Origin of the sequence: Nocardia sp. NPDC059195, from assembly GCF_042754695.1 — a bacterium.
Taxonomy (GTDB): domain Bacteria; phylum Actinomycetota; class Actinomycetes; order Mycobacteriales; family Mycobacteriaceae; genus Nocardia.
Map to the genome: position 1 here is coordinate 141,476 of NZ_JBHZBG010000013.1, position 17,982 is coordinate 159,457.

General features: G+C 66.5%; 17 protein-coding genes. 8 read left to right on the top strand and 9 right to left on the bottom strand.

Annotation, left to right across the window (positions count from 1 at the left end):
* Positions 1–40: 40 nt before the first annotated feature.
* The 3 genes from ACFXKN_RS18830 to ACFXKN_RS18840 are packed head-to-tail and all read right to left on the bottom strand — an operon-like array spanning position 41 to position 3,240.
* Positions 41–928, bottom strand: coding sequence for a carbohydrate ABC transporter permease (locus tag ACFXKN_RS18830; RefSeq protein WP_378947637.1), 888 nt, complete (start codon positions 926–928; stop codon positions 41–43).
* Between the two features lie 11 nt (positions 929–939).
* On the bottom strand, positions 940–1,917 hold the full coding sequence (locus tag ACFXKN_RS18835; RefSeq protein WP_378947642.1) for a carbohydrate ABC transporter permease: 978 nt from the start codon (positions 1,915–1,917) through the stop codon (positions 940–942).
* A gap of 45 nt (positions 1,918–1,962) precedes the next feature.
* Entirely contained in the window at positions 1,963–3,240 is a 1,278-nt protein-coding gene (locus ACFXKN_RS18840) for an ABC transporter substrate-binding protein (protein WP_379433476.1), read from the bottom strand.
* 271 nt (positions 3,241–3,511) lie between these two features.
* Between ACFXKN_RS18840 and ACFXKN_RS18845 the strand changes: the two genes are divergently transcribed.
* Both ACFXKN_RS18845 and ACFXKN_RS18850 read left to right on the top strand, forming a co-directional pair.
* Positions 3,512–4,312: a DUF2786 domain-containing protein gene (locus ACFXKN_RS18845; protein ID WP_379433493.1), complete on the top strand. Its 801-nt coding sequence runs from the start codon at positions 3,512–3,514 to the stop codon at positions 4,310–4,312.
* Positions 4,313–4,435: 123 nt separating this feature from the next.
* A complete protein-coding gene (locus ACFXKN_RS18850) occupies positions 4,436–4,963 on the top strand; it encodes a TIGR04338 family metallohydrolase (RefSeq protein WP_379433477.1) in 528 nt (175 codons plus the stop codon).
* A gap of 99 nt (positions 4,964–5,062) precedes the next feature.
* Here ACFXKN_RS18850 and ACFXKN_RS18855 read toward each other — a convergent pair whose 3' ends face one another.
* A complete protein-coding gene (locus ACFXKN_RS18855) occupies positions 5,063–6,028 on the bottom strand; it encodes an o-succinylbenzoate synthase (RefSeq protein WP_379433478.1) in 966 nt (321 codons plus the stop codon).
* Between the two features lie 140 nt (positions 6,029–6,168).
* Positions 6,169–7,338 carry a thiolase family protein gene (locus ACFXKN_RS18860; protein ID WP_379433479.1) on the bottom strand — a complete coding sequence of 390 codons (1,170 nt, stop codon included), beginning with the start codon at positions 7,336–7,338 and terminating at the stop codon, positions 6,169–6,171.
* Between the two features lie 84 nt (positions 7,339–7,422).
* Here ACFXKN_RS18860 and ACFXKN_RS18865 point away from each other — a divergent pair, with 84 nt between their 5' ends.
* The gene (locus ACFXKN_RS18865; protein WP_379433480.1) at positions 7,423–7,953 is read left to right on the top strand and encodes a winged helix-turn-helix transcriptional regulator; all 531 of its coding nucleotides are present in this window, start codon (positions 7,423–7,425) and stop codon (positions 7,951–7,953) included.
* Here the strand turns inward: ACFXKN_RS18865 and ACFXKN_RS18870 are convergent.
* Both ACFXKN_RS18870 and ACFXKN_RS18875 read right to left on the bottom strand, forming a co-directional pair.
* Positions 7,950–8,597: an NADPH-dependent F420 reductase gene (locus ACFXKN_RS18870; protein WP_379433481.1), complete on the bottom strand. Its 648-nt coding sequence runs from the start codon at positions 8,595–8,597 to the stop codon at positions 7,950–7,952. The genes ACFXKN_RS18865 and ACFXKN_RS18870 overlap by 4 nt on opposite strands.
* 147 nt (positions 8,598–8,744) lie before the next feature.
* The gene (locus tag ACFXKN_RS18875) at positions 8,745–9,824 is read right to left on the bottom strand and encodes an ABC transporter ATP-binding protein (protein ID WP_378947669.1); all 1,080 of its coding nucleotides are present in this window, start codon (positions 9,822–9,824) and stop codon (positions 8,745–8,747) included.
* A gap of 137 nt (positions 9,825–9,961) precedes the next feature.
* On the opposite strand from ACFXKN_RS18875, the gene ACFXKN_RS18880 reads away from it, so the two are divergent.
* The 5 genes from ACFXKN_RS18880 to ACFXKN_RS18900 all read left to right on the top strand — a co-directional run bounded on the left by ACFXKN_RS18880 (position 9,962) and on the right by ACFXKN_RS18900 (position 15,016).
* Entirely contained in the window at positions 9,962–10,756 is a 795-nt protein-coding gene (locus ACFXKN_RS18880) for an LLM class F420-dependent oxidoreductase (RefSeq protein WP_379433482.1), read from the top strand.
* 70 nt (positions 10,757–10,826) lie between these two features.
* Positions 10,827–12,608: an ABC transporter substrate-binding protein/permease gene (locus ACFXKN_RS18885; protein WP_379433483.1), complete on the top strand. Its 1,782-nt coding sequence runs from the start codon at positions 10,827–10,829 to the stop codon at positions 12,606–12,608.
* Between the two features lie 64 nt (positions 12,609–12,672).
* A complete protein-coding gene (locus ACFXKN_RS18890) occupies positions 12,673–13,398 on the top strand; it encodes an amino acid ABC transporter ATP-binding protein (RefSeq protein WP_378947682.1) in 726 nt (241 codons plus the stop codon).
* 112 nt (positions 13,399–13,510) lie between these two features.
* A complete protein-coding gene (locus ACFXKN_RS18895; RefSeq protein WP_378947685.1) occupies positions 13,511–13,807 on the top strand; it encodes a hypothetical protein in 297 nt (98 codons plus the stop codon).
* A gap of 141 nt (positions 13,808–13,948) precedes the next feature.
* Entirely contained in the window at positions 13,949–15,016 is a 1,068-nt protein-coding gene (locus tag ACFXKN_RS18900) for an alpha/beta hydrolase (protein WP_379433484.1), read from the top strand.
* Between the two features lie 153 nt (positions 15,017–15,169).
* Here the strand turns inward: ACFXKN_RS18900 and ACFXKN_RS18905 are convergent, their stop codons facing one another.
* Positions 15,170–16,387, bottom strand: a complete 1,218-nt coding sequence (locus ACFXKN_RS18905; protein WP_379433485.1) for a CHAT domain-containing protein — start codon at positions 16,385–16,387, stop codon at positions 15,170–15,172.
* 44 nt (positions 16,388–16,431) lie between these two features.
* A complete protein-coding gene (locus ACFXKN_RS18910; protein WP_378947694.1) occupies positions 16,432–17,946 on the bottom strand; it encodes a tetratricopeptide repeat protein in 1,515 nt (504 codons plus the stop codon).
* Positions 17,947–17,982 lie beyond the last annotated feature (36 nt).

Consider the following 17,982-nt stretch of genomic DNA (forward strand, 5'->3'; position numbering starts at 1 on the left):
CAGGCGACTCTACCCGGCGGTGGCCGCAGTTCCCGGCAGGTCAGCTCTTGACGCCACCCGCGGTGAGACCGGAGATGATGCGACGCTGGAATATCAGCACCATGATCACCAGCGGCACGGTGACGATCACGCCCGCCGCCATGATCGCCGCGTACGGCTGCACCAGCGGGTCGTTGCCCGAGAAACTCGCGATGGCGACCGTCACCGGCTTGGTGTCATCACCCGACAGCAGCCGGGCCAGCAGATACTCGTTGATCGCGGCGATGAACGCCAGGATCGCGGTGGTGAACACCGCGGGCGCGGCCAGCGGCAGCATGATCAACCGGAAGGCCTGGAACTTGCTCGCGCCGTCGATGCGCGCGGCCTCTTCGAGCTCCCACGGCAGTTCGGCGAAGAACGAGGCCAGGATGTAGACCGTCATCGGCAGTACGAACGAGATGTTCGGGATGATCATCGCCTGGTACTGGCCGATCCAGCCCAGATCGGTGAACAGCTGGAACAGCGGCGTCACCAGCACGACGGCCGGGAACATCGACGCCGACAGGATCAGCCCCGAGACCAGGTACTTGCCCGCGAACGTCATCCGGGCCAGCGCGTAGGCAGCGAGCACACCGAGCAGCAGCGCGATGGCTGTGGTCGCCGAACCGATGATCACACTGTTGAGCAGCGCCTTGCCGAAGTCGTTGCCGCGGCTGGTGTCGAAGGCGTTGCGGAAGTTCTCCAGCGTCACGTGGGTCGGCCACGGCGTGCTGTCGAAGGTGTGGGCCGGGTCGCGGAACGCCACCACGGCCATCCAGTAGAACGGCCCGAGTCCCCACACCAGCACGATGGCGACACCGAGATAGAGCCGCACCGTGCCGAACCGCTTGCGCCACGACACCGGCTGCACCGGCACCGTCTTCGACTCGGCGGCGGGTTCTTTCGTCATCGACATGCTCATCAGTTCGCCTTCCGCTGTTCTTCCTGCGTGCGAACAGCGTTGGCGCCGAGCACCTTCACCAGTACGAACGCAACGGCGAAGACGAGCAGGAAGGTGATCACCGACAGTGCCGCGGCGCTGTTGGGACCTTGGCGCACCTGGTCGACCACCAGGATCGACAGGGTGTTCGTCGACGGGTTACCGAGCGTCATGATCGCGGGCAGGTCGTAGATGCGCAGCGTGTCCATGGTGCGGAACAGGACCGCGACCAGCAGTGCGGGCTTGAGCAGCGGCAGCGTGATGTGGACGAACCGCTGCCAGGCAGTCGCGCCGTCGACTTTGGCCGCCTCGTACACGTCGGCCGGAATCACTTGCAGCCCAGCCAGAATCAGCAGCGCCATGAACGGCGTCGTCTTCCACACGTCGGCCGCGATCACCGCGAACCGCGACGCCCACATGTCCGAGGTCCACAGGATGTTCGTGCCGAGCACCCGGTTCACCACGCCGTCGTACTGGAACATGAACTCCCACAGTCGCGCTGTGACCGCGGTGGGAATCGCCCACGGAATCAGCACGGCGGCGCGCAACAGCGCCCGACCGCGGAAGGTCTTGCCCATCACCATGGCCATGCCGAGCCCGAGCAGGGCCTCGATCGAGACCATCACCACGGTGAAGAACAGGGTGATCCCGACCGCCGACCAGAACTGCGAGCCGAGCGTGCCGGTGGGGCACGGCACCGTGCCGTTCAGCGACGCGCACTGCTGCATCAGCCAGTGCGTGTAGTTGCTGAATCCGGCGCTGCCACCCTCGACGAACATCCCGGTGGCCGGGTCGATGCCGGAGTCCTTCGAGAAGGACATCCAGATCGCCTCGACCACCGGATATCCGATGACAACGGCCAGCGCGACGAGCACAGGCGCGACGAACAGCCACGCCTTGCCGGATTGTCGCAGTTCCAGCGCTAGCCCGCGCTGCTTGGCTCCCGAAGGATCCGACACCGTTACTACTCTCCTACGGTCTGGTCGGGTCCGCTGCGCGTACCGCTACGAACCGGCGGTCTCGATGCCCTTTTGCATGCCCGCGACTGCATCGTCGACAGACTTGGCACCGGTGAGTGCAGCATAAGCGTTGTCCTGGATGGCCTTCGACACCGCGGGATAGAACGGGGTCACCGGACGCGGCACCGCGCTGGCGATGGACTCCTTCAGCGCGGGCAGGTACGGCATCTTCGCGATCAGGGCCGGGTCGTCGTAGAGCGAGGAGCGCACCGAGGGCAGCGAGCCCGAGGCGATGATCTGCTGCGCCTCTTCGCTGATCAGGTAGCGAACGAAGTCGGCGGCGGTGGCCTTGTTCTTGGAGAACGCGCTGATCGCGGCGTTGTAGCCGCCGAGGGTCGAGGCGCCGACGCCGGTGTTGCCCGGCAGCGGGGCGACGCCGAACTTGTCCTTCACCGCGGAGCCGTCGGCGTTGGCCTGGCCGTACAGGTAGGGCCAGTTACGCAGGAACAGCAGCTTGCCCGACTCGAACGCGCTCGCGCTCTCACCTTCCTTGAAGGTGATGGCTTCCTTGGGGATGTCACCGTTCTTGTAGGCGTCGACGAGGACCTTCAGGCCCGCCTTCGACTCCGGGCTGTTCACGGTGGGGGTCTTGCCGTCGGCGCCGACGAAGCTGCCGCCGTAGGCGTTGATGATCTCGGAGGTGTTCACGGTCAGGCCCTCGTAGGGGGCGAGCTGACCGGCGTAGCAGCCGATGTTGTTGTCGCGGGCCACCTGGCACTGACCGAGCATCTCGGTCCAGGTCTTCGGCGGGTTGGGCACCAGGTCCTTGCGGTAGTACAGCAGGCCGCCGTTGGTGTTCTTCGGTGCCGCGTACAGCTTGCCGTTGTAGGTGGCGCTGGCCACGGTCGGCGGGAGCAGCGGCGCGGTGTCGATCGCGAACGTGTCCTCGAGCGGCTGGATCCAGCCCTTGGCCGCGAACTCGGCGGTGTTCGGCACGTCGAGGGCGACCACGTCGTAGCCGTCCTGCTTGGCGCGGAAGTGCTCGGCGAGGTCGTCGTGCTGCTGGGTGCCGTCGGCGGACTGCTCCTTGAACGTCACCTGCTCGTTCGGGTGCGCGGCGTTCCAGCGGTCGATGAGCTGTTTGACCACACCGGTTTCGGTGGTGTCCTTACCTTCGACGTAGGTGATCGGGCCGCGGCCCGTCAGGTTCTGGTCGAGCGCGTTGCCACCGTCGTCACTGGCGCAACCACTGGCGAACGTCGCGGTGAGCAACGCGATCGAGGCAGCAGCCATCGTCGCTCTGGGGACAAACTTCAAGGCCATCGCAGACACTCCAGGGTCAAGACGTGAGCAGCAGCACACCCGTGCGGTGCACAAGGCAACATACAGTATTCGCGGCGGGCCGGGGCCCGCGTGTTCTCGGCCCTGAGGCCTCGATCTTCCCTCCCTACGGGCACTCCTTCGTCGCACCCTTCGGTCAGTCCAGATCGAGGCGGCCGAGAACGGGCAAAGACTTACACAGTTTTTCTGTCGGCGGGGTGGCTTAGGGTCAATGCTTGTGACAAGTCCTTCGACCGCTGGTATGCCCGATCGGATGCTCACCCGCATCGGTGGTTTGCTGCGCAAGGCCGAGTCGACCGACAACGCGCACGAGGCCGAGGCCTTCCTCGCCGCGGCCCAGCGGCTGGCGACGAAATCCTCGATCGATCTCGCCGTGGCGCGCTCGCATGTGGCCTCACGTGAGCGCAGGTCGGCGCCGGTGCAGCGGATCATCCCGATCGGTGAACCGGGCCGAAAAGGCCTGCGCACCTATGTCCAGCTGTTCGTCGCGATCGCGGGCGCCAACGATGTTCGCTGCGATGTCGCCCGCACCTCCGCCCAGGTCTACGCCTACGGCTTCGCCGCCGACATCGATACCTGTGAAGCGCTGTACGCGAGCCTGCTCATCCAAATGGTGCGAGCCTCCGATCACTACATCAAATCCGGTGCCTACCGCGAGGCCACGGTCATCAAAGTCGTCGCCGAGAAGCGGCTCGGCCGTACCGTTCGCCGACGAGTCGAGGTGCCGGTGGCGGGGGTGACAGCGCGGCTGAACTTCCAGATGGCCTTCGCCGCCCGAATCGGCGCTCGCCTCGCCGCGGTGAAAGCCGAAGTGGTCGCCGAGGAATCCGTCGTCGAATCGACCGGCACCGCCCTGGCTCTGCGCGACAAGGAGGTCGCGCTCACCGACTTCTACACCGCTACCTCCGAAGCGCGCGGAACGTGGCGAGGCCCCCAAACCTCCACTGGTCATTCCGCCGCGGCTCGACGAGCGGGCGACCGGGCGGGTCGCACCGCACGCTTGGGCACCTCGCCCGAGCTCCCCGCCGCTCGCGGAAAGCTCACCGGCAGATGATGGCCGCGCGCCGTCACCAGATAGCGACCACACAGTCGTGCACCGCGGTAAAGGCGCCGTGCGGTGCGGTCGGGCGGTCGATTCGACTTCGGCCCGGATCGGTTAGCCGGGTCGGAACAGTGTGTGTCCGAGGCTGAGTCGGGCCGGCGGCGCGACAGTCAGCGCGCCAAGGTCTATGACGGTGAGCAGTTGGTGCGTGGGGTGTTCGATCGGGCCGACGAGTTCGGGCATCGGACGGTAGAGGTCTACGGCTCGCAGCTGACCCTGCCGGTGGAGCGACGCTTTGCCTCGGTCGAGTCGGTTCAGGTCTATGTCGACAAGGTGTTGGCGCTGAATTGGGTTCGCGCGCAATGGGAACGTGCGGTGGTGTCGATCCGGGTTCGTGCTCGCGGTGGTGCCGCAGCGGCCCATTACGAGCCCGCAACCGCTGTTCTTGCGGTTCCGCTGCACACCGGCTCGACCGCTTGGGCTCTGCGTGAACTGGTGGTCCTGCATGAGCTCGCCCATCATCTGTCGCCCGATTCGGAACAGGCCCCCCACGGTCCCGAATTCTGTACTCGCTATGTTGAATTGGTCGATGGGGTGATCGGTCCGGAGGCTGCTTTGCTCATCCGTGCGAGCTTTGCTGGATGTGGTGTTCGGTTCGGCTAGCTAGTCGCTGGGGCTGGATGTTCGGTAGGGACGCATCAGGTAAAACCAGGCCCGGGCTGTGCACGCAGGTGGGGACGTTTCAGGATTACTCGGCCTGGCTCAGCTGTTCTCGAGTAGGGCGCTGACTCGCTCGTAGCGGCGCAGCCACCAGTCGACTCGGTCGGGATCGGGGTGGCGGTACTTGTCGAGCAACGCAGGATCGGGCTCGGGTGGTGTGGTGGGGACGGGCAACCATCCGTTTACCGGTAGCAGCGACTCCGCGACTAGATCGCCCTCGAATAGTGCGAGAGTGCCCAGGCCGCAGGCGAATTCGAGGTCCGGCAGCGCGCCTGCCAATGCCAGTTGCGCGGATAGTCCGACGCTGGTCTCGAGCGCCGACGAGACAACGGTCGGCAGCCCAGCCGCCCCGGCAACCGCCATCGCCCGCCGCACCCCGCCCAACGGCGTGCACTTCAGCACCGCCACATCAGCGGCCCCCGCCACCGCTACCCGCATCGGATCCTCCGCCCGCCGAATAGATTCATCGGCAGCGATGGGGACCGACACCCGCCGCCGAACCTCGGCCAATTCCCCGATTGTCGGGCACGGCTGCTCGACGTACTCCAAACCACCGGCGACCCTGTCGAGTTCACCGATAGTGCGAACGGCTGTCTCCACATCCCACACCGCGTTCGCATCGACCCGAATGGCTCCCGAGTCCCCGATCGCCTCGCGCACCGCCGCCACTCGCGCCAGATCCTCGGCAAGCGAATCAGGGTGGTCGGCCACTTTCACTTTGGCTGTCGCACAACCGGAGTCCCGAACAATCCTTCTCGCGCGCACGGGATCAACAGCGGGCACAGTGCAATTCACCGGAATTCGATCACGCACCGGCGCCGGCCAGCCGACTGTCACCTGTTCGACAGCGGTAGCCAACCACCCGGCTGCTTCTCGATCGTCATACTCGGGAAACGCGCAGAACTCTCCCCAGCCCAATTCCCCTCGAATCAACATCCCCTCGCGCACAGTGATCCCCCGAAACCGTGTCCGCAACGGAATCGCATAAACAAACAGGTCGGCGCTCACCCGACCGATCGTAGAACTCGCCTGCGCGTGCGTGATTCCGCGGTCGGCTGCACCGCTGGTCGGCAGACCTTCTCGGTGGTGACGGCGTGTGACAGCCGAGGTGAAACGGCGGCGCTCGTGGTGAGCGCCGCCGTTCCGGTTCACCAGCGTTCGATGATGGTGGCGTTGGCGAGACCGCCGGCTTCGCACATGGTTTGCAGTCCGTAGCGCGCTCCGCGCTGCTGCATCGCGTGTACCAGTGTGGTCATCAATCGTGCTCCGGAGGCGCCCAGCGGATGCCCGAGGGCGATCGCCCCACCGTTGACGTTGACCCGGCTCATATCCACACCGGTCTCCTTCGCCCACGCCAGCACAACCGGCGAGAACGCCTCGTTGATCTCGAACAGATCGATATCACCGAGCTCGAGCCCCGCCCGTCGCAGCACCTTCTCGGTAGCCGGGATGACCGCGGTGAGCATGAGCAGCGGGTCGTCGCCCGCGACGGAGAAGCTGTGCAGCCGGGCCAGCGGACGCAGGCCGAGCTGTTCGGCGCGTTCGCCGGACATGATCAGCACCGCGGAGCTACCGTCGCTGACCTGGCTGGCCGAGGCGGCGGTGATCTCCCAGCCGATCTGGGGGAAGCGCGCCGCCATCGCGGGGTCGTAGTACGCGGGCTTCAGTTTCGCCAGCGTATCGATGGTGCTGCCGACCCTGATTCCCTCATCGGTGTTCAGCCCGTTGATCGACGCGAGTTCGTTCGCGAAGAGCCCGTCCTTGGTTGCCCGCGCGGCCTTTTCGTGACTCGCGAGCGCGAATTCGTCGAGCTGGGTCCGCGTCAGACCCCACTTCGCGGCAATGAGTTCGGCGCTGATCCCCTGCGGGACGAGGTCGTCGGGATACCGCTCGGCGAACCCGATGCCCGACAAGTCGGTGGCCCCGACCATGTTGGCGCCCATGGGAACTCGCCCCATCGATTCCACGCCCGCGGCGACCACGATGTCGTAGGCCCCCGCGATAACCCCTTGCGCCGCGAAGTGAATCGCCTGCTGACTGCTACCGCACTGCCGATCCACCGTCGTGGCAGGCACGGATTCCGGATACCCGGCGGCCAGCGCGGCCCGCCGAGTCATATTCGACCCTTGTTCCCCGACCTGGGTGACGATGCCGCCGATCACATCGTCGATCAGCACCGGATCGATCCCGCTGCGCTCGACGACCGCCCGCAGGCTGTGCGCCAGCAGATCAACAGGATGAACGTCGTGAAGTGCGCCGTTCGGCTTGCCCCGCCCGATCGGGGTGCGTACCGCTTCGACGATGACCGCGTCTCGCATGGAAGTCCTCTTTCGACAACACTGACTCTAGTTGACAATAGCCAGCTTAAATCCTAACTATCATCGACTCAAGTCAGATTGGCTATGATGTCTCTCATGGCAGCCGTGATGGAAGGACCTCTGGCCGATCTCAGTAGATGGGACACGGCAGGCTGCTCCATCGCCAGAGCCATGGACCTCATCGGCACCCGCTCCGCGATGCTCATCCTGCGCGAGGCCTACTACGGCACCAGCCGCTTCGACGGCTTCGCCAGCCGAGTGGGCATCACCGACGCCGCCGCCGCGGCCCAACTCCGCAAACTCACCGCCGCGGGCCTCCTGGAAAAACGCCCCTACCAGGAAGAAGGCAAACGCACCCGGCACGAGTACGCCCTCACCCACATGGGCCGAGACCTACTCCCCGCGGTAGTGGCCCTCTGGCAATGGGGCGACACCTACCTCCAGCCGGGCCCCCCACCCCTGCTGCGGGTGGACGCCGAAACCGGCGCCCCGGTCCGCGCCGACCTGCGCACCCCCGACGGCACCGAGATCCCCCTCGAACGCCTGGCCGTCCGGGTCAACCAGGACTACCTCCGCGACCGCGACGAGCGCCGAAAGAAGAAGCTGAACAGCTAGGCGCTGAACACGCCGATGGTCACATCTTCGGTGCCGAGAGCCTGGAACAGGCTGACCCACAACAGCACCACCGGTTCGGTACTGCGGGCGGTGTTCAGGGCGCCGAGGTCGATCAGTTGTTCGTCGGCCCAGCCGAAGGAGTTCAGCAGCTGTGCCACCTGCTTCTTGGCGTCGGCGTCATCGCCGCTGAGAAAGATGTTGTGCTGGCCGGGGATTCGGGTCGGGTCCACCATCACCTGATTGTTGGTGGTGTTGAGCGTCTTCACCACGCGGGTGCCGGGGAAGGCCTGCTGGATTTCCTCGGCGACGCTGCCCGCCTCGGGGACAACGAGTGTGGGTGGAAAGCCCTGTGAGAAGTCGAGTGCGTTGGAAACGTCGACGATGATCTTATCCGCGAGGTTGTCCGCCCCGGCCGCGGTGAGCGCGGCCACCGATACCGTGCCCGACGTGGCGTTCACGATCAGCTCCGCCGCGGCCGCCGCATCGGCGAAAGTGCCGTGTGCCCCACCGGTTTCGGCTGCCCACGCGGCGGCGTCGGCATTGTCGGTCGTGCGCGATCCCATCGTCACGGTGTGCCCGACCTCGACCAGCTTGCTCGCCAGCCGTCGGCCGACCTGACCGGTGCCGAGTACTGCTATGCGCATGTCACTACCTCATGTCGGCGAACCGGCCCGGCGATCACCGGGCCGAGCATCAGCATAGGGCCGGACCAGGTATCGAGCCGCGTGTCTACGCGTACAGCGCAATCGTTAGCGGGCGACTCGATCGACGAGCCGCCCGCGTCATTCGAATCAGCGCAGGCGCTGGCCGTCGACACTGAAGAAATACACGTGTTCGGGGTCGGCCGTCAGGCAGAGGCGTTCGCCCTTGGACGGCGGGTTACGCCAATCCACGCGCGCCACAATCGTTTCCCCGGTCTGGCCGCTGGCACCCGCGGAGACCGCGCGGCCGTAGACGTAGGCGTCGGAGCCGAGCTCCTCCACCACGTCGACCTCCATTTCGAGGCCGCCGTCGCCGACCTCGAGGTGTTCGGGGCGGATGCCGAGCACCACGGAGCCCTCGCCCGCGTCGGCCACCGCGCGCGGCACCCGCACCGGGTACCCACCGATGGTGACGGTTCCGTCGTTGACAGGCAGCGTGAACAGGTTCATCGCGGGCGAACCCATGAACCCGGCGACGAACATGTTCGCCGGATCGCGGTAGAGGTCGCGCGGGGAGGCGCACTGCTGGAGCAAGCCGTCCTTGAGGACCGCGACGCGGTCGCCCATCGTCATCGCCTCGACCTGGTCGTGGGTGACATAGACCGTGGTGGTGCCGAGCCGCCGCTGCAGCTGGGCGATCTGGGTACGGGTCTGCACGCGCAGCTTGGCGTCGAGGTTCGACAGCGGCTCGTCCATCAGGAACACCCGCGGCTGCCGCACGATCGCGCGTCCCATCGCCACCCGCTGACGCTGACCACCGGACAGCGCCTTCGGCTTGCGATCGAGGTACTGCTCGAGGTCGAGCAGTTTGGCTGCCTCGAGCACCCGCTCGTCGCGCTCGGCCTTGGACACCTTGGCCAGCTTCAGCGCGAAACCCATGTTCTCCGCGACCGACATGTGCGGGTAGAGCGCGTAGTTCTGGAACACCATCGCGATATCGCGATCCTTGGGCTCGGCGTGGGTCACGTCCTTGTCGCCGATCCGGATACACCCGCCGTTGACCTCCTCGAGGCCGGCCAGCATGCGCAGCGAGGTCGATTTGCCACACCCCGAGGGGCCGACGAGCACCAGGAACTCGCCGTCGGCGATCTCCAGGTCGAGTGCGTCGACCGCGGGCTTGGTGGCACCGGCATAGAGCCGGGTAGCGCGGTCGAAAGTCACGGTAGCCATGCGTAGATCAACATCCCATCCCGGCAGGAACGTGCCGGACGATCCGAGTAGTGGGTCGGGAGGGATCGTAGCGGCCATCGATGGCTCCGGGTAGCCTCGGTCGCGGAGCCAACCCGAGCCCTCTAGGAGCCAACGGTATGAGTCGTCCGGTGCGTATCGGAGTCCAGCTTCAGCCCCAGCATGCGCCCGATTACGGGCTCATTCGCGATGCCGTATTGCGGGCCGAGGACGCCGGAGTCGACATTGTCTTCAATTGGGATCACTTCTTCCCGCTCACCGGTGACCCCGCGGGCGCGCATTTCGAGTGCTGGACGATGCTCGGTGCCTGGGCGGAGCAGACCGAGCGGGTCGAGCTCGGCGCATTGGTGACCGGCGGCGGCTACCGCAATCCCGACCTGCTCGCCGATATGGCGCGCACGGTGGACAACATCAGCGGCGGCAGGCTGATCCTCAGCATCGGTGCGGGCTGGTTCGAGCGTGACTACGACGAATACGGCTACGAGTTCGGCACACCGGGCAGCAGGCTGAAACTGTTGAAGGACAGCATGTCTCGCATCACGGCCCGCCTCGCGAAGCTGAATCCGCCACCGGTCAGGGAGATCCCGATCCTGATCGGCGGCGGCGGTGAGCGCAAAACGCTGCGGCTGGTCGCCGAGTACGCCGACATCTGGCATTCCTTCGCCGACGCGGCGACCCTGGTGCAGAAGAACAAGGTCCTGGCCGAGCATGCGGCCGACGTCGGCACCGATGAGTCAAGAATCGAACGCTCGGTGCCGTGGCGGGGGCGCGACGGCGCGAAGGCGCTGCACGACGCCGGTGCCACCCTGTTCACCGTCGGTGTCTCCGGTCCCGACTACGACCTCACCCAGGTGCACCACGCCATCGAATGGCGAGATGACGTGAACCCCTCGCTGCTCGAGGGCCTCGCGTAAGCCCGGACCACCCCGTGGCGCCGCGATGCGCAACCTTCGATGTGCAAGGTTGCGACTAGGGTCTATCGGCATGGCAGGTGTACGAACTCGGGCGCGGATCGCTGCCCTCTTGCTCCTCGTCGGTGTCGCGGCGACCGGTTGCGGTGGCTCCGACAGCAGCTCGGCGCGCGATCTCTGTTCCCCACCCGGGCCGTCAGCTGCCGCCGCCGCACCGACCAATCTGGCCGCGGGCGAGACGGCGGGCGCCGACCGCTACACCACCGCGACAACGGCACCGGTCGACTCGATCGACACCGCGAAACTCGGTCTGCTCAACCCGGGCACCCTGAGCGTCGGCACCCTGTCCGACGCGCCGCCGAGCATCTGCGTCAACGGGCAGGGCGTCTTCACCGGCTTCGACAACGAACTGCTCACCGCGATCGGCGCGAAACTCGGTCTGCGCGTTGAATTCTCCGGCACCGAGTTCGCCGGGTTGCTCGCCCAGGTGGCGGGCAAACGCTTCGATGTGGGCTCGTCCAACATCACCACCACCGATGCCCGCCGCGAACTCGTCGGCTTCACCAACGGCTACGACTTCGGCTACTTCTCCCTGGTCGTCCCGCAGGGCAGCGCGGTGAAGGGCTTCGGCGACCTGAACCAGAGCTCGCGCATCGCGGTGGTGCAGGGCACCGTGCAGGACGAATTCGTGGTGAACCAGCTGAAGCTGGATCCGGTGAAGTTCCCCGACTACAACACCGCCTACGCGAACCTGAAGTCCGGCCAGGTCGACGCCTGGGTCGCACCGTCGGCGCAAGCCGAGGGCGCGATCAAGCCCGGCGACGGAATCGTGGTCTCGCAGAACACCTTCAGTCTCGACAACTTCGTCGGCTACGCGGTGGCCGAGAACAACCAGCCCCTGATCGACGCGCTCAATTCCGGCTTGGACGCGGTGATCGCCGACGGCACCTATGCCCGCCTCTACGCCGACTGGGTGCCGCGCGAGCTCCCACCGGGCTGGAAGCCGGGTTCGAAAGCCGCACCCACACCCCAACTTCCGGACTTCAAGGCGCTCGCGGCCGAGAATCAGCCAGGCGAGACCGAACAGGTGGCGCAGAAGTCGACCCTGCAACAGTTGAAGGACACGTTCTTCGACTGGTCGTTGTACCGCAAGGCCTTTCCCGATCTGATCAAGACCGGCCTGCCGAATACCCTGATCCTGGCGGTGGTTTCGGGTGTCCTCGGCACCGTGATCGGCATGCTGCTCGCGGTGATGGGTATTTCCCGCACCCGCTGGCTGCGCTGGCCCGCCCGCGTCTACACCGATATCTTCCGTGGTCTGCCCGCCGTGGTGATCATCCTGCTCATCGGCCTCGGCATCGGTCCGGTAGTCCGCAATATCACCGGCGGTAACCCGTACTGGCTCGGCGCGGTGGCGCTGGCCCTGCTCTCGTCGGCCTACATCGGCGAGATCTTCCGCTCCGGTATCCAGTCGGTGGAGCCCGGTCAGCTCGAAGCCGCGCGCGCCATCGGTTTCGGGTACCGCCAGTCGATGACGCTGGTGGTGATCCCGCAGGGCGTGCGCCGGGTGCTGCCCGCGCTGATGAACCAGTTCATCGCGCTGATCAAGGACTCGTCGCTGATCTACTTCCTCGGCCTGCTCGCCTCCCAGCGTGAGCTGTTCGCCGTCGGCCGCGACCTCAACGCCCAGACCGGCAATCTGTCCCCGCTGGTCGCCGCGGGCCTGATGTATCTGGTGTTCACCATCCCGCTCACCCACCTGGTGAACTACATCGACCAGCGCATGCGGACCGGCAAACCCACCCCCGCCGACCCGATCGAGCAGGCAGTCATCACAGAAGGGCGAGGCGCATGAGCGAGCGTAGCGAGCGGCGGACCAGTGCAGTCATGGCGGAACCGAGCGCCAGCGGGGTGGAGGCATGAGCGCATCGTTGACCGGCACCGGGCTCAACCTGACGCTCGGCAACAATCACATCCTGCGCGGTGTCGATATCCATGTCGAGGCAGGCCACGCCACCACCGTCATCGGCCCGTCGGGCTCGGGTAAATCGACCCTGCTGCGCGTGCTCAACCGCCTGCACGAACCCGATTCCGGTGACGTGCTCCTCGACGGCAAGTCGGTGCTCGAGGACAACCCCGACAAGCTGCGCCAGCGCATCGGCATGGTCTTCCAGCAGTTCAACCTGTTCCCACACAAGACCGTCGCCGACAACATCGTCCTCGGCCCCCGCAAACTGCGCGGCCTGTCCGCCGACGAGGCCCGCGCGCTGGCGATCGAGCAGCTCGAGATCGTCGGCCTGGCCGATAAGGCCGACGCCAGGCCCGCTTCACTGTCGGGCGGCCAGCAGCAGCGCGTGGCCATCGCCCGGGCGCTGGCCATGAAACCGGAGCTGATGTTCTTCGACGAGGCCACCTCCGCGCTGGACCCGGAGCTGGTCAAGGGCGTACTCGCGCTGATGGCCGAGCTCGCCGCCGGCGGCATGTCGATGATCGTGGTGACCCACGAGATGGGCTTCGCCCGCGAGGTCTCCGACAGTGTTGTGTTCATGGATCAGGGCGTTGTCGTGGAGACCGGCACCCCCGACGCCCTGTTCGACGACGCCAAGACCCCACGCCTGCGCCGCTTCCTCGATCAGGTCCTCTGACCAGGTAAGGGGCCTCGCAGCAACGCATGCGCAACTGCTAATGTCAGAAGTGCTTGGAGCTCCATTCGATCAGTACCGGACCGTGTTCCGGGAAACCGGAAAGAGAGAGCCGATGACCACCACGCACGCCGAACATCCGCAGCACACCCACGTCCACGGGCCCACTTGCGGCCACGTCGCGGTTCCGCACGAGGACCACGTCGACTACGTCCACGACGGCCATCTGCACCGCGAACACGAGGGCCATTTCGACGAGTGCGAGAGCTCAGCACACGTCGAGCACACCGCCCACACCCACGAGCACGGCCCCGGCTGCGGGCACGTCGCCGTCCCGCACGGCGACCACGTCGACTACATCCACGACGGTCACCGCCACGCAGCCCACGCGGACCACTACGACGACCATTAACCACTGGGTCCGACCCCGCCTCGGGCGGGGTCGGCTGCCCGTATTACCTCTGGCTCGACGATCGATCGGTTCCCCGGATACTGTCTGTGCCCTGCGGCCTGCGTCACGCCTGCCGATTCATGGATGGGGAATTTTCGGCCGATGGGCAAAACATTCAGGCGCACACTGACTTTCGGTGTCGTTGGCAGCGTGCTGGCCGCGTGCGTCACCACCTTCGGCGCGGGCAGCGGCCTGGCCGAGGGGCGCGATCCGATCATCGAAACCAAGCAGCTCCTCGCGACGCCGACCACCGCGAACGGCTCGAACATCATCTCGAGCAGGGTCGATGATCGAAATCTGACCATGTTGGTCTTCTCCGCCGCGATGAACAAGCCCGTTACCGTGAAGGTGCAGCGCCCCAAGGACGCCTCTGTGCCGCGCCCGGCGCTCTACCTCCTCAACGGCGCCGGTGGCGGCGAGGACCGCGCAACCTGGTGGCAGAACACCGATGTCGGTGATTTCCTCGCGACCAAGGACGTCAATGTGGTGATGCCGATCGGCGGCGCCTGGGCGTACTACACCGACTGGCAGCGAGACGACCCCGCGCTGGGCCGCAACAAATGGCGCACCTTCCTCCTCGATGAACTTCCACCCCTGGTCGACGCGGCCCTCGGCACCAACGGCGTCAACGCCATCGCCGCCAATTCGATGACCGCCACGGCCGTCCTGCAATTGGCGCAGGCCAGGCCGGGCTTCTACCAGTCCGTCGCCGGCTACAGCGGCTGTGCGCAGATCTCGGACCCGATCGGCAAGCAGTTCACCAAGCTGGTCGTGGAAACCTACGGTGGGGGCGATGTCACCAATATGTACGGTGCCGACGACGACCCTGCCTGGCTGGCCAACGACCCCGTCGTCCACGCCGAGAAACTGCGTGGCACAAGGCTGTTCGTCTCGGATGCCTCCGGTCTGCCCGGCCCACACGACCGCATCGACGACCCGTACATGATGAATCCGACACCGTTCGGCCTGGCCAATCAGCTCGTCGTCGGCGGCGTCATCGAGGCGGCGGTCAACTGGTGCACCCGCAATCTCGAGTCCCGGCTCGGCGAGTTGGGGATTCCCGCGACCTTCGACCGTCAACCGAGCGGCACGCACTCCTGGGGCTACTGGCGAGACGCGTTCTACCGGTCGTGGCCGGTGCTGTCGGCAGGCCTCGGGCTCCCCGAGTAGACGGACCTTACTCGCGCTGCGTCGTAGGTTGCACCGGCGCCGGGTCGGCCGAGGATCTCCGAGCGCTTTTCCGCCCAGCTCTTTCGTCTGCTTGTTCCGCCGCTTCCGGACCGGGGCTCGACCTCTTTGTCCACAATGCCGATCGTATGCCGGTCAGCCGGTGACGGTGGCGAAGGCGGCCCACAGCAGGGGTGAGTTCTCCGGTGTCGGGGTGTCTCGCCAGGCGGCCAGTCGCGACCTTTGCCAGGTCAGCAGGGTGGGGATGGGTGTGGGTGAATCGTGGGCGGTGTCCACGGCGCAGATGGCCGATTGCAGGGGGTAGGTCGTGGTGGGGGTGAGGGTGTGGAAGGCGTGGTCGGTGGGGAGGGGCCAGCGGGTGGCCGTCACCAGTTCCGCGCCCGCTGCCATGGCGGCTGTGGTGAGGCCGAGGGCCTCGGTGAAGCGCAGGTCGCCGCCGCTCTCGCAGGCGATGAGGGCGACGCGGCTCGGCATCGGCCAGAGGTCGCGGCCCGATGTCGGGGCCGGGTCGAGGGAGTGGGTGCCGAGTAGGAGGTCTTTGGCCGAGAGGGGGCGGTGGGTGCGGTTGGTCGCCGCGAAGCCGCGGGTGTCGGCGGTGCAGCTGAGGTGGAGTTCGGCGTGTTCGCTCTGGCCGGATTCCGGTGCGGGGGCGGTGACATGGCCGACGTAGACGAGTCGGCTCGCACCTGCCCGGAGAACTTCGGACAGCCAGGCGCGGTCGGTGTCGGCGCGACGGAACAGCTCTACAGGATTGTCGACGCGGGGGACTACGCGATCGCCGTAGCGGTCGAAATGCTGGGCCACCAGAGATTCCCCGATCGGTCGGCCGAGCACCGATCCGAGCTCTGAGTCGGCGCGGAATCCGGGTACCCGAGGATCTAGTACCGCGACCACCGGTAGATCGCGAGTGTCATTCCAGTGGCGCACGATTCGCTGCGGTGCGTGCACCACCGACACCGGCGCGAGCAGGCTCACGTCGGCGATGTCGAGCAGCCGGATCGCGGGATCGGGGGCGATGATCTCCCACGGCACCTGCGCCAGCCGCGGCGAAGGCTGAATCCGCAGATGCGGCCGAATCCCGCGCTGCGAGAGTTCGTGGAGCTGCACCGCCAATCCATACGGCAACAGTGTGCGTGACAATGCCTGCGCCAGAGTGCTTTCCGCAGTTGGGTCGACCAGTGCGCCCTCGGTCATCACGCGCCGCAGATCCTCGGACCGGGTGGGATCGGGCACCGCCCCGGCCAGCATCCGCAATGTCTTACGCACCTGATCGCGTGGCAGCGTCGCTACTCCGCGTGCGAGCACATCGTCGACCCATCGCCACGACACGTAGACATCGCCCGCGTCAGCCATTCTGACGAGCGCGGTCGGTGTGTTCGGGGCAGGTGGTTGGGCGATCACAGCGCGACTACCCGTTGGTCGCGGACCGCGCGGCGGTACCGTTGTTCGGCGTAGGTGATGAAGTCCGCCAGCACTATTCGATCGCCGTCGGCGAGTCGAGGCGGGAGTGCGACAGGGATTCCCGCCGCTGCCGCCACGTTGGCGAGTGCGGCACCGAGTTGTAGTGCGGGCGTGGTTATCTGCTCGGCCGGGATGGGATCGAGTAGTTCGAAATCAAGGCTGGGTGTGTCCGCGTCGGTGTAGGCGGCCAGGTCGAGAGTCGTTCCAGCGCACTGGGTATCGATCAAGTCGCTGACCAGTTGGCCGTTGCCGGAGCGGGCGGCGCAGTGGAAGGCCAGGCGCATGGCCGGTTCGGCGACAGTGCGGTGCCAGTGTGCACGCTGGTTGCCGTTGGGGAGGGTGTGGCGGACGGCGTCGATGGCGAGGGCGGCCGGGACCGACAGGGAGACCGCGCGGGCCAGGAGCGCCGGATCCGGTTGTGCTGCTCGGTCGATCGAGGCGCAGAGGAGTTCGGCGTGCCAGTAGTCGAGTTGGGCACAGTGCAGCCCGAGCCCGTGGTCGGCGTAGACCGAGAACGACGCGTCGAGTAGCTCTTCGGCGACAGCGAGATCATCTTCCGCACCGGCGAGGGTGGCCAGGCGCAGTCGAACGTCCGCCGCGTCCACCACCGCGCCGGTGGCGTCGAACCGTTCCAGCGCGCGCTCGTAATGGCGACGCGCCGTGGTGAAGTCCTCCCGGCGTTCGGCAAGAAAGCCCATTGTCTTGGCCCCGATCCCGGACCAATGTCCCAATTCCCCGGCCTCGAAGAACTCCTGACTGGCCAGCAAGGGCTCTTCTGCCTCGTCGAAACGCCCCGCACGCACCAGCATGGTGGCCAGATTCTGCCGCGACTCGGCCACTGAGGCCTCCTCGCCCGCTGCGGCGAAAGCGGCCACCCCCTGCCGGGCGAAGTCGATGGCCAGTTCCCATCGCCCGGTTTCGAACGAGCAGGCGGCCAGGTTCATCAACGGGTGACCGGCCAGCTCCGGCGCGAAACGTGCTGTCACACCGAGAGAGTCGCCTGCCAACTCACCGGCCCGCGCCCACTGCTGCCGGTGCAGCGCTACCGCTGTCAGCGACAGCAGGCACGCCACCCGCAACAGCCCCTGATCGGTACTGTCGGCAAGCAGCGCGCGCGCCTCCTCGAGCACATCCTGCGCGGCATCGAACTCGCCCAGGTGCTGGAAAGCCTGCGACAAATTCACCAACGCCGCAGGTCGCTGATGCGCGGCGTCTTCGGGCATCTCAGCGAGTGCCGTCCGGAACAGCACCACCGACCGCCGGTGATCCCCGAGCTCATCGGCCATACTCGCGGCATTGATCAGCGCCGCGCTCCGCAACCGCGGTGCCGCACCGTCGGCCGCCTGCTCGAAGATCTCCAGCGCCGCGACCACATCGCCACGCTGATACGCCGCGTACCCCGCGGTGAGCTGCGCATCGTCTTGGTCCGACGTTCTACCTGTTGCTGCCATCTATCTGCTCCTGATCCGCGTGGGGTGCACACTTTT

Excerpts from the sequence above, each read along its gene's own strand:
- ACFXKN_RS18890 (WP_378947682.1), top strand. The coding sequence starts at position 12,673 with ATGAGCGCATCGTTGACCGGCACCGGGCTCAACCTGACGCTCGGCAAC.
- ACFXKN_RS18830 (WP_378947637.1), bottom strand. The coding sequence starts at position 928 with ATGACGAAAGAACCCGCCGCCGAGTCGAAGACGGTGCCGGTGCAGCCG.
- ACFXKN_RS18895 (WP_378947685.1), top strand. The coding sequence starts at position 13,511 with ATGACCACCACGCACGCCGAACATCCGCAGCACACCCACGTCCACGGG.
- ACFXKN_RS18860 (WP_379433479.1), bottom strand. The coding sequence starts at position 7,338 with ATGCGAGACGCGGTCATCGTCGAAGCGGTACGCACCCCGATCGGGCGG.
- ACFXKN_RS18905 (WP_379433485.1), bottom strand. The coding sequence starts at position 16,387 with ATGGCTGACGCGGGCGATGTCTACGTGTCGTGGCGATGGGTCGACGAT.
- ACFXKN_RS18910 (WP_378947694.1), bottom strand. The coding sequence starts at position 17,946 with ATGGCAGCAACAGGTAGAACGTCGGACCAAGACGATGCGCAGCTCACC.
- ACFXKN_RS18870 (WP_379433481.1), bottom strand. The coding sequence starts at position 8,597 with ATGCGCATAGCAGTACTCGGCACCGGTCAGGTCGGCCGACGGCTGGCG.
- ACFXKN_RS18875 (WP_378947669.1), bottom strand. The coding sequence starts at position 9,824 with ATGGCTACCGTGACTTTCGACCGCGCTACCCGGCTCTATGCCGGTGCC.
- ACFXKN_RS18845 (WP_379433493.1), top strand. The coding sequence starts at position 3,512 with ATGCTCACCCGCATCGGTGGTTTGCTGCGCAAGGCCGAGTCGACCGAC.
- ACFXKN_RS18865 (WP_379433480.1), top strand. The coding sequence starts at position 7,423 with ATGATGTCTCTCATGGCAGCCGTGATGGAAGGACCTCTGGCCGATCTC.
- ACFXKN_RS18885 (WP_379433483.1), top strand. The coding sequence starts at position 10,827 with ATGGCAGGTGTACGAACTCGGGCGCGGATCGCTGCCCTCTTGCTCCTC.
- ACFXKN_RS18840 (WP_379433476.1), bottom strand. The coding sequence starts at position 3,240 with ATGGCCTTGAAGTTTGTCCCCAGAGCGACGATGGCTGCTGCCTCGATC.
- ACFXKN_RS18880 (WP_379433482.1), top strand. The coding sequence starts at position 9,962 with ATGAGTCGTCCGGTGCGTATCGGAGTCCAGCTTCAGCCCCAGCATGCG.
- ACFXKN_RS18900 (WP_379433484.1), top strand. The coding sequence starts at position 13,949 with ATGGGCAAAACATTCAGGCGCACACTGACTTTCGGTGTCGTTGGCAGC.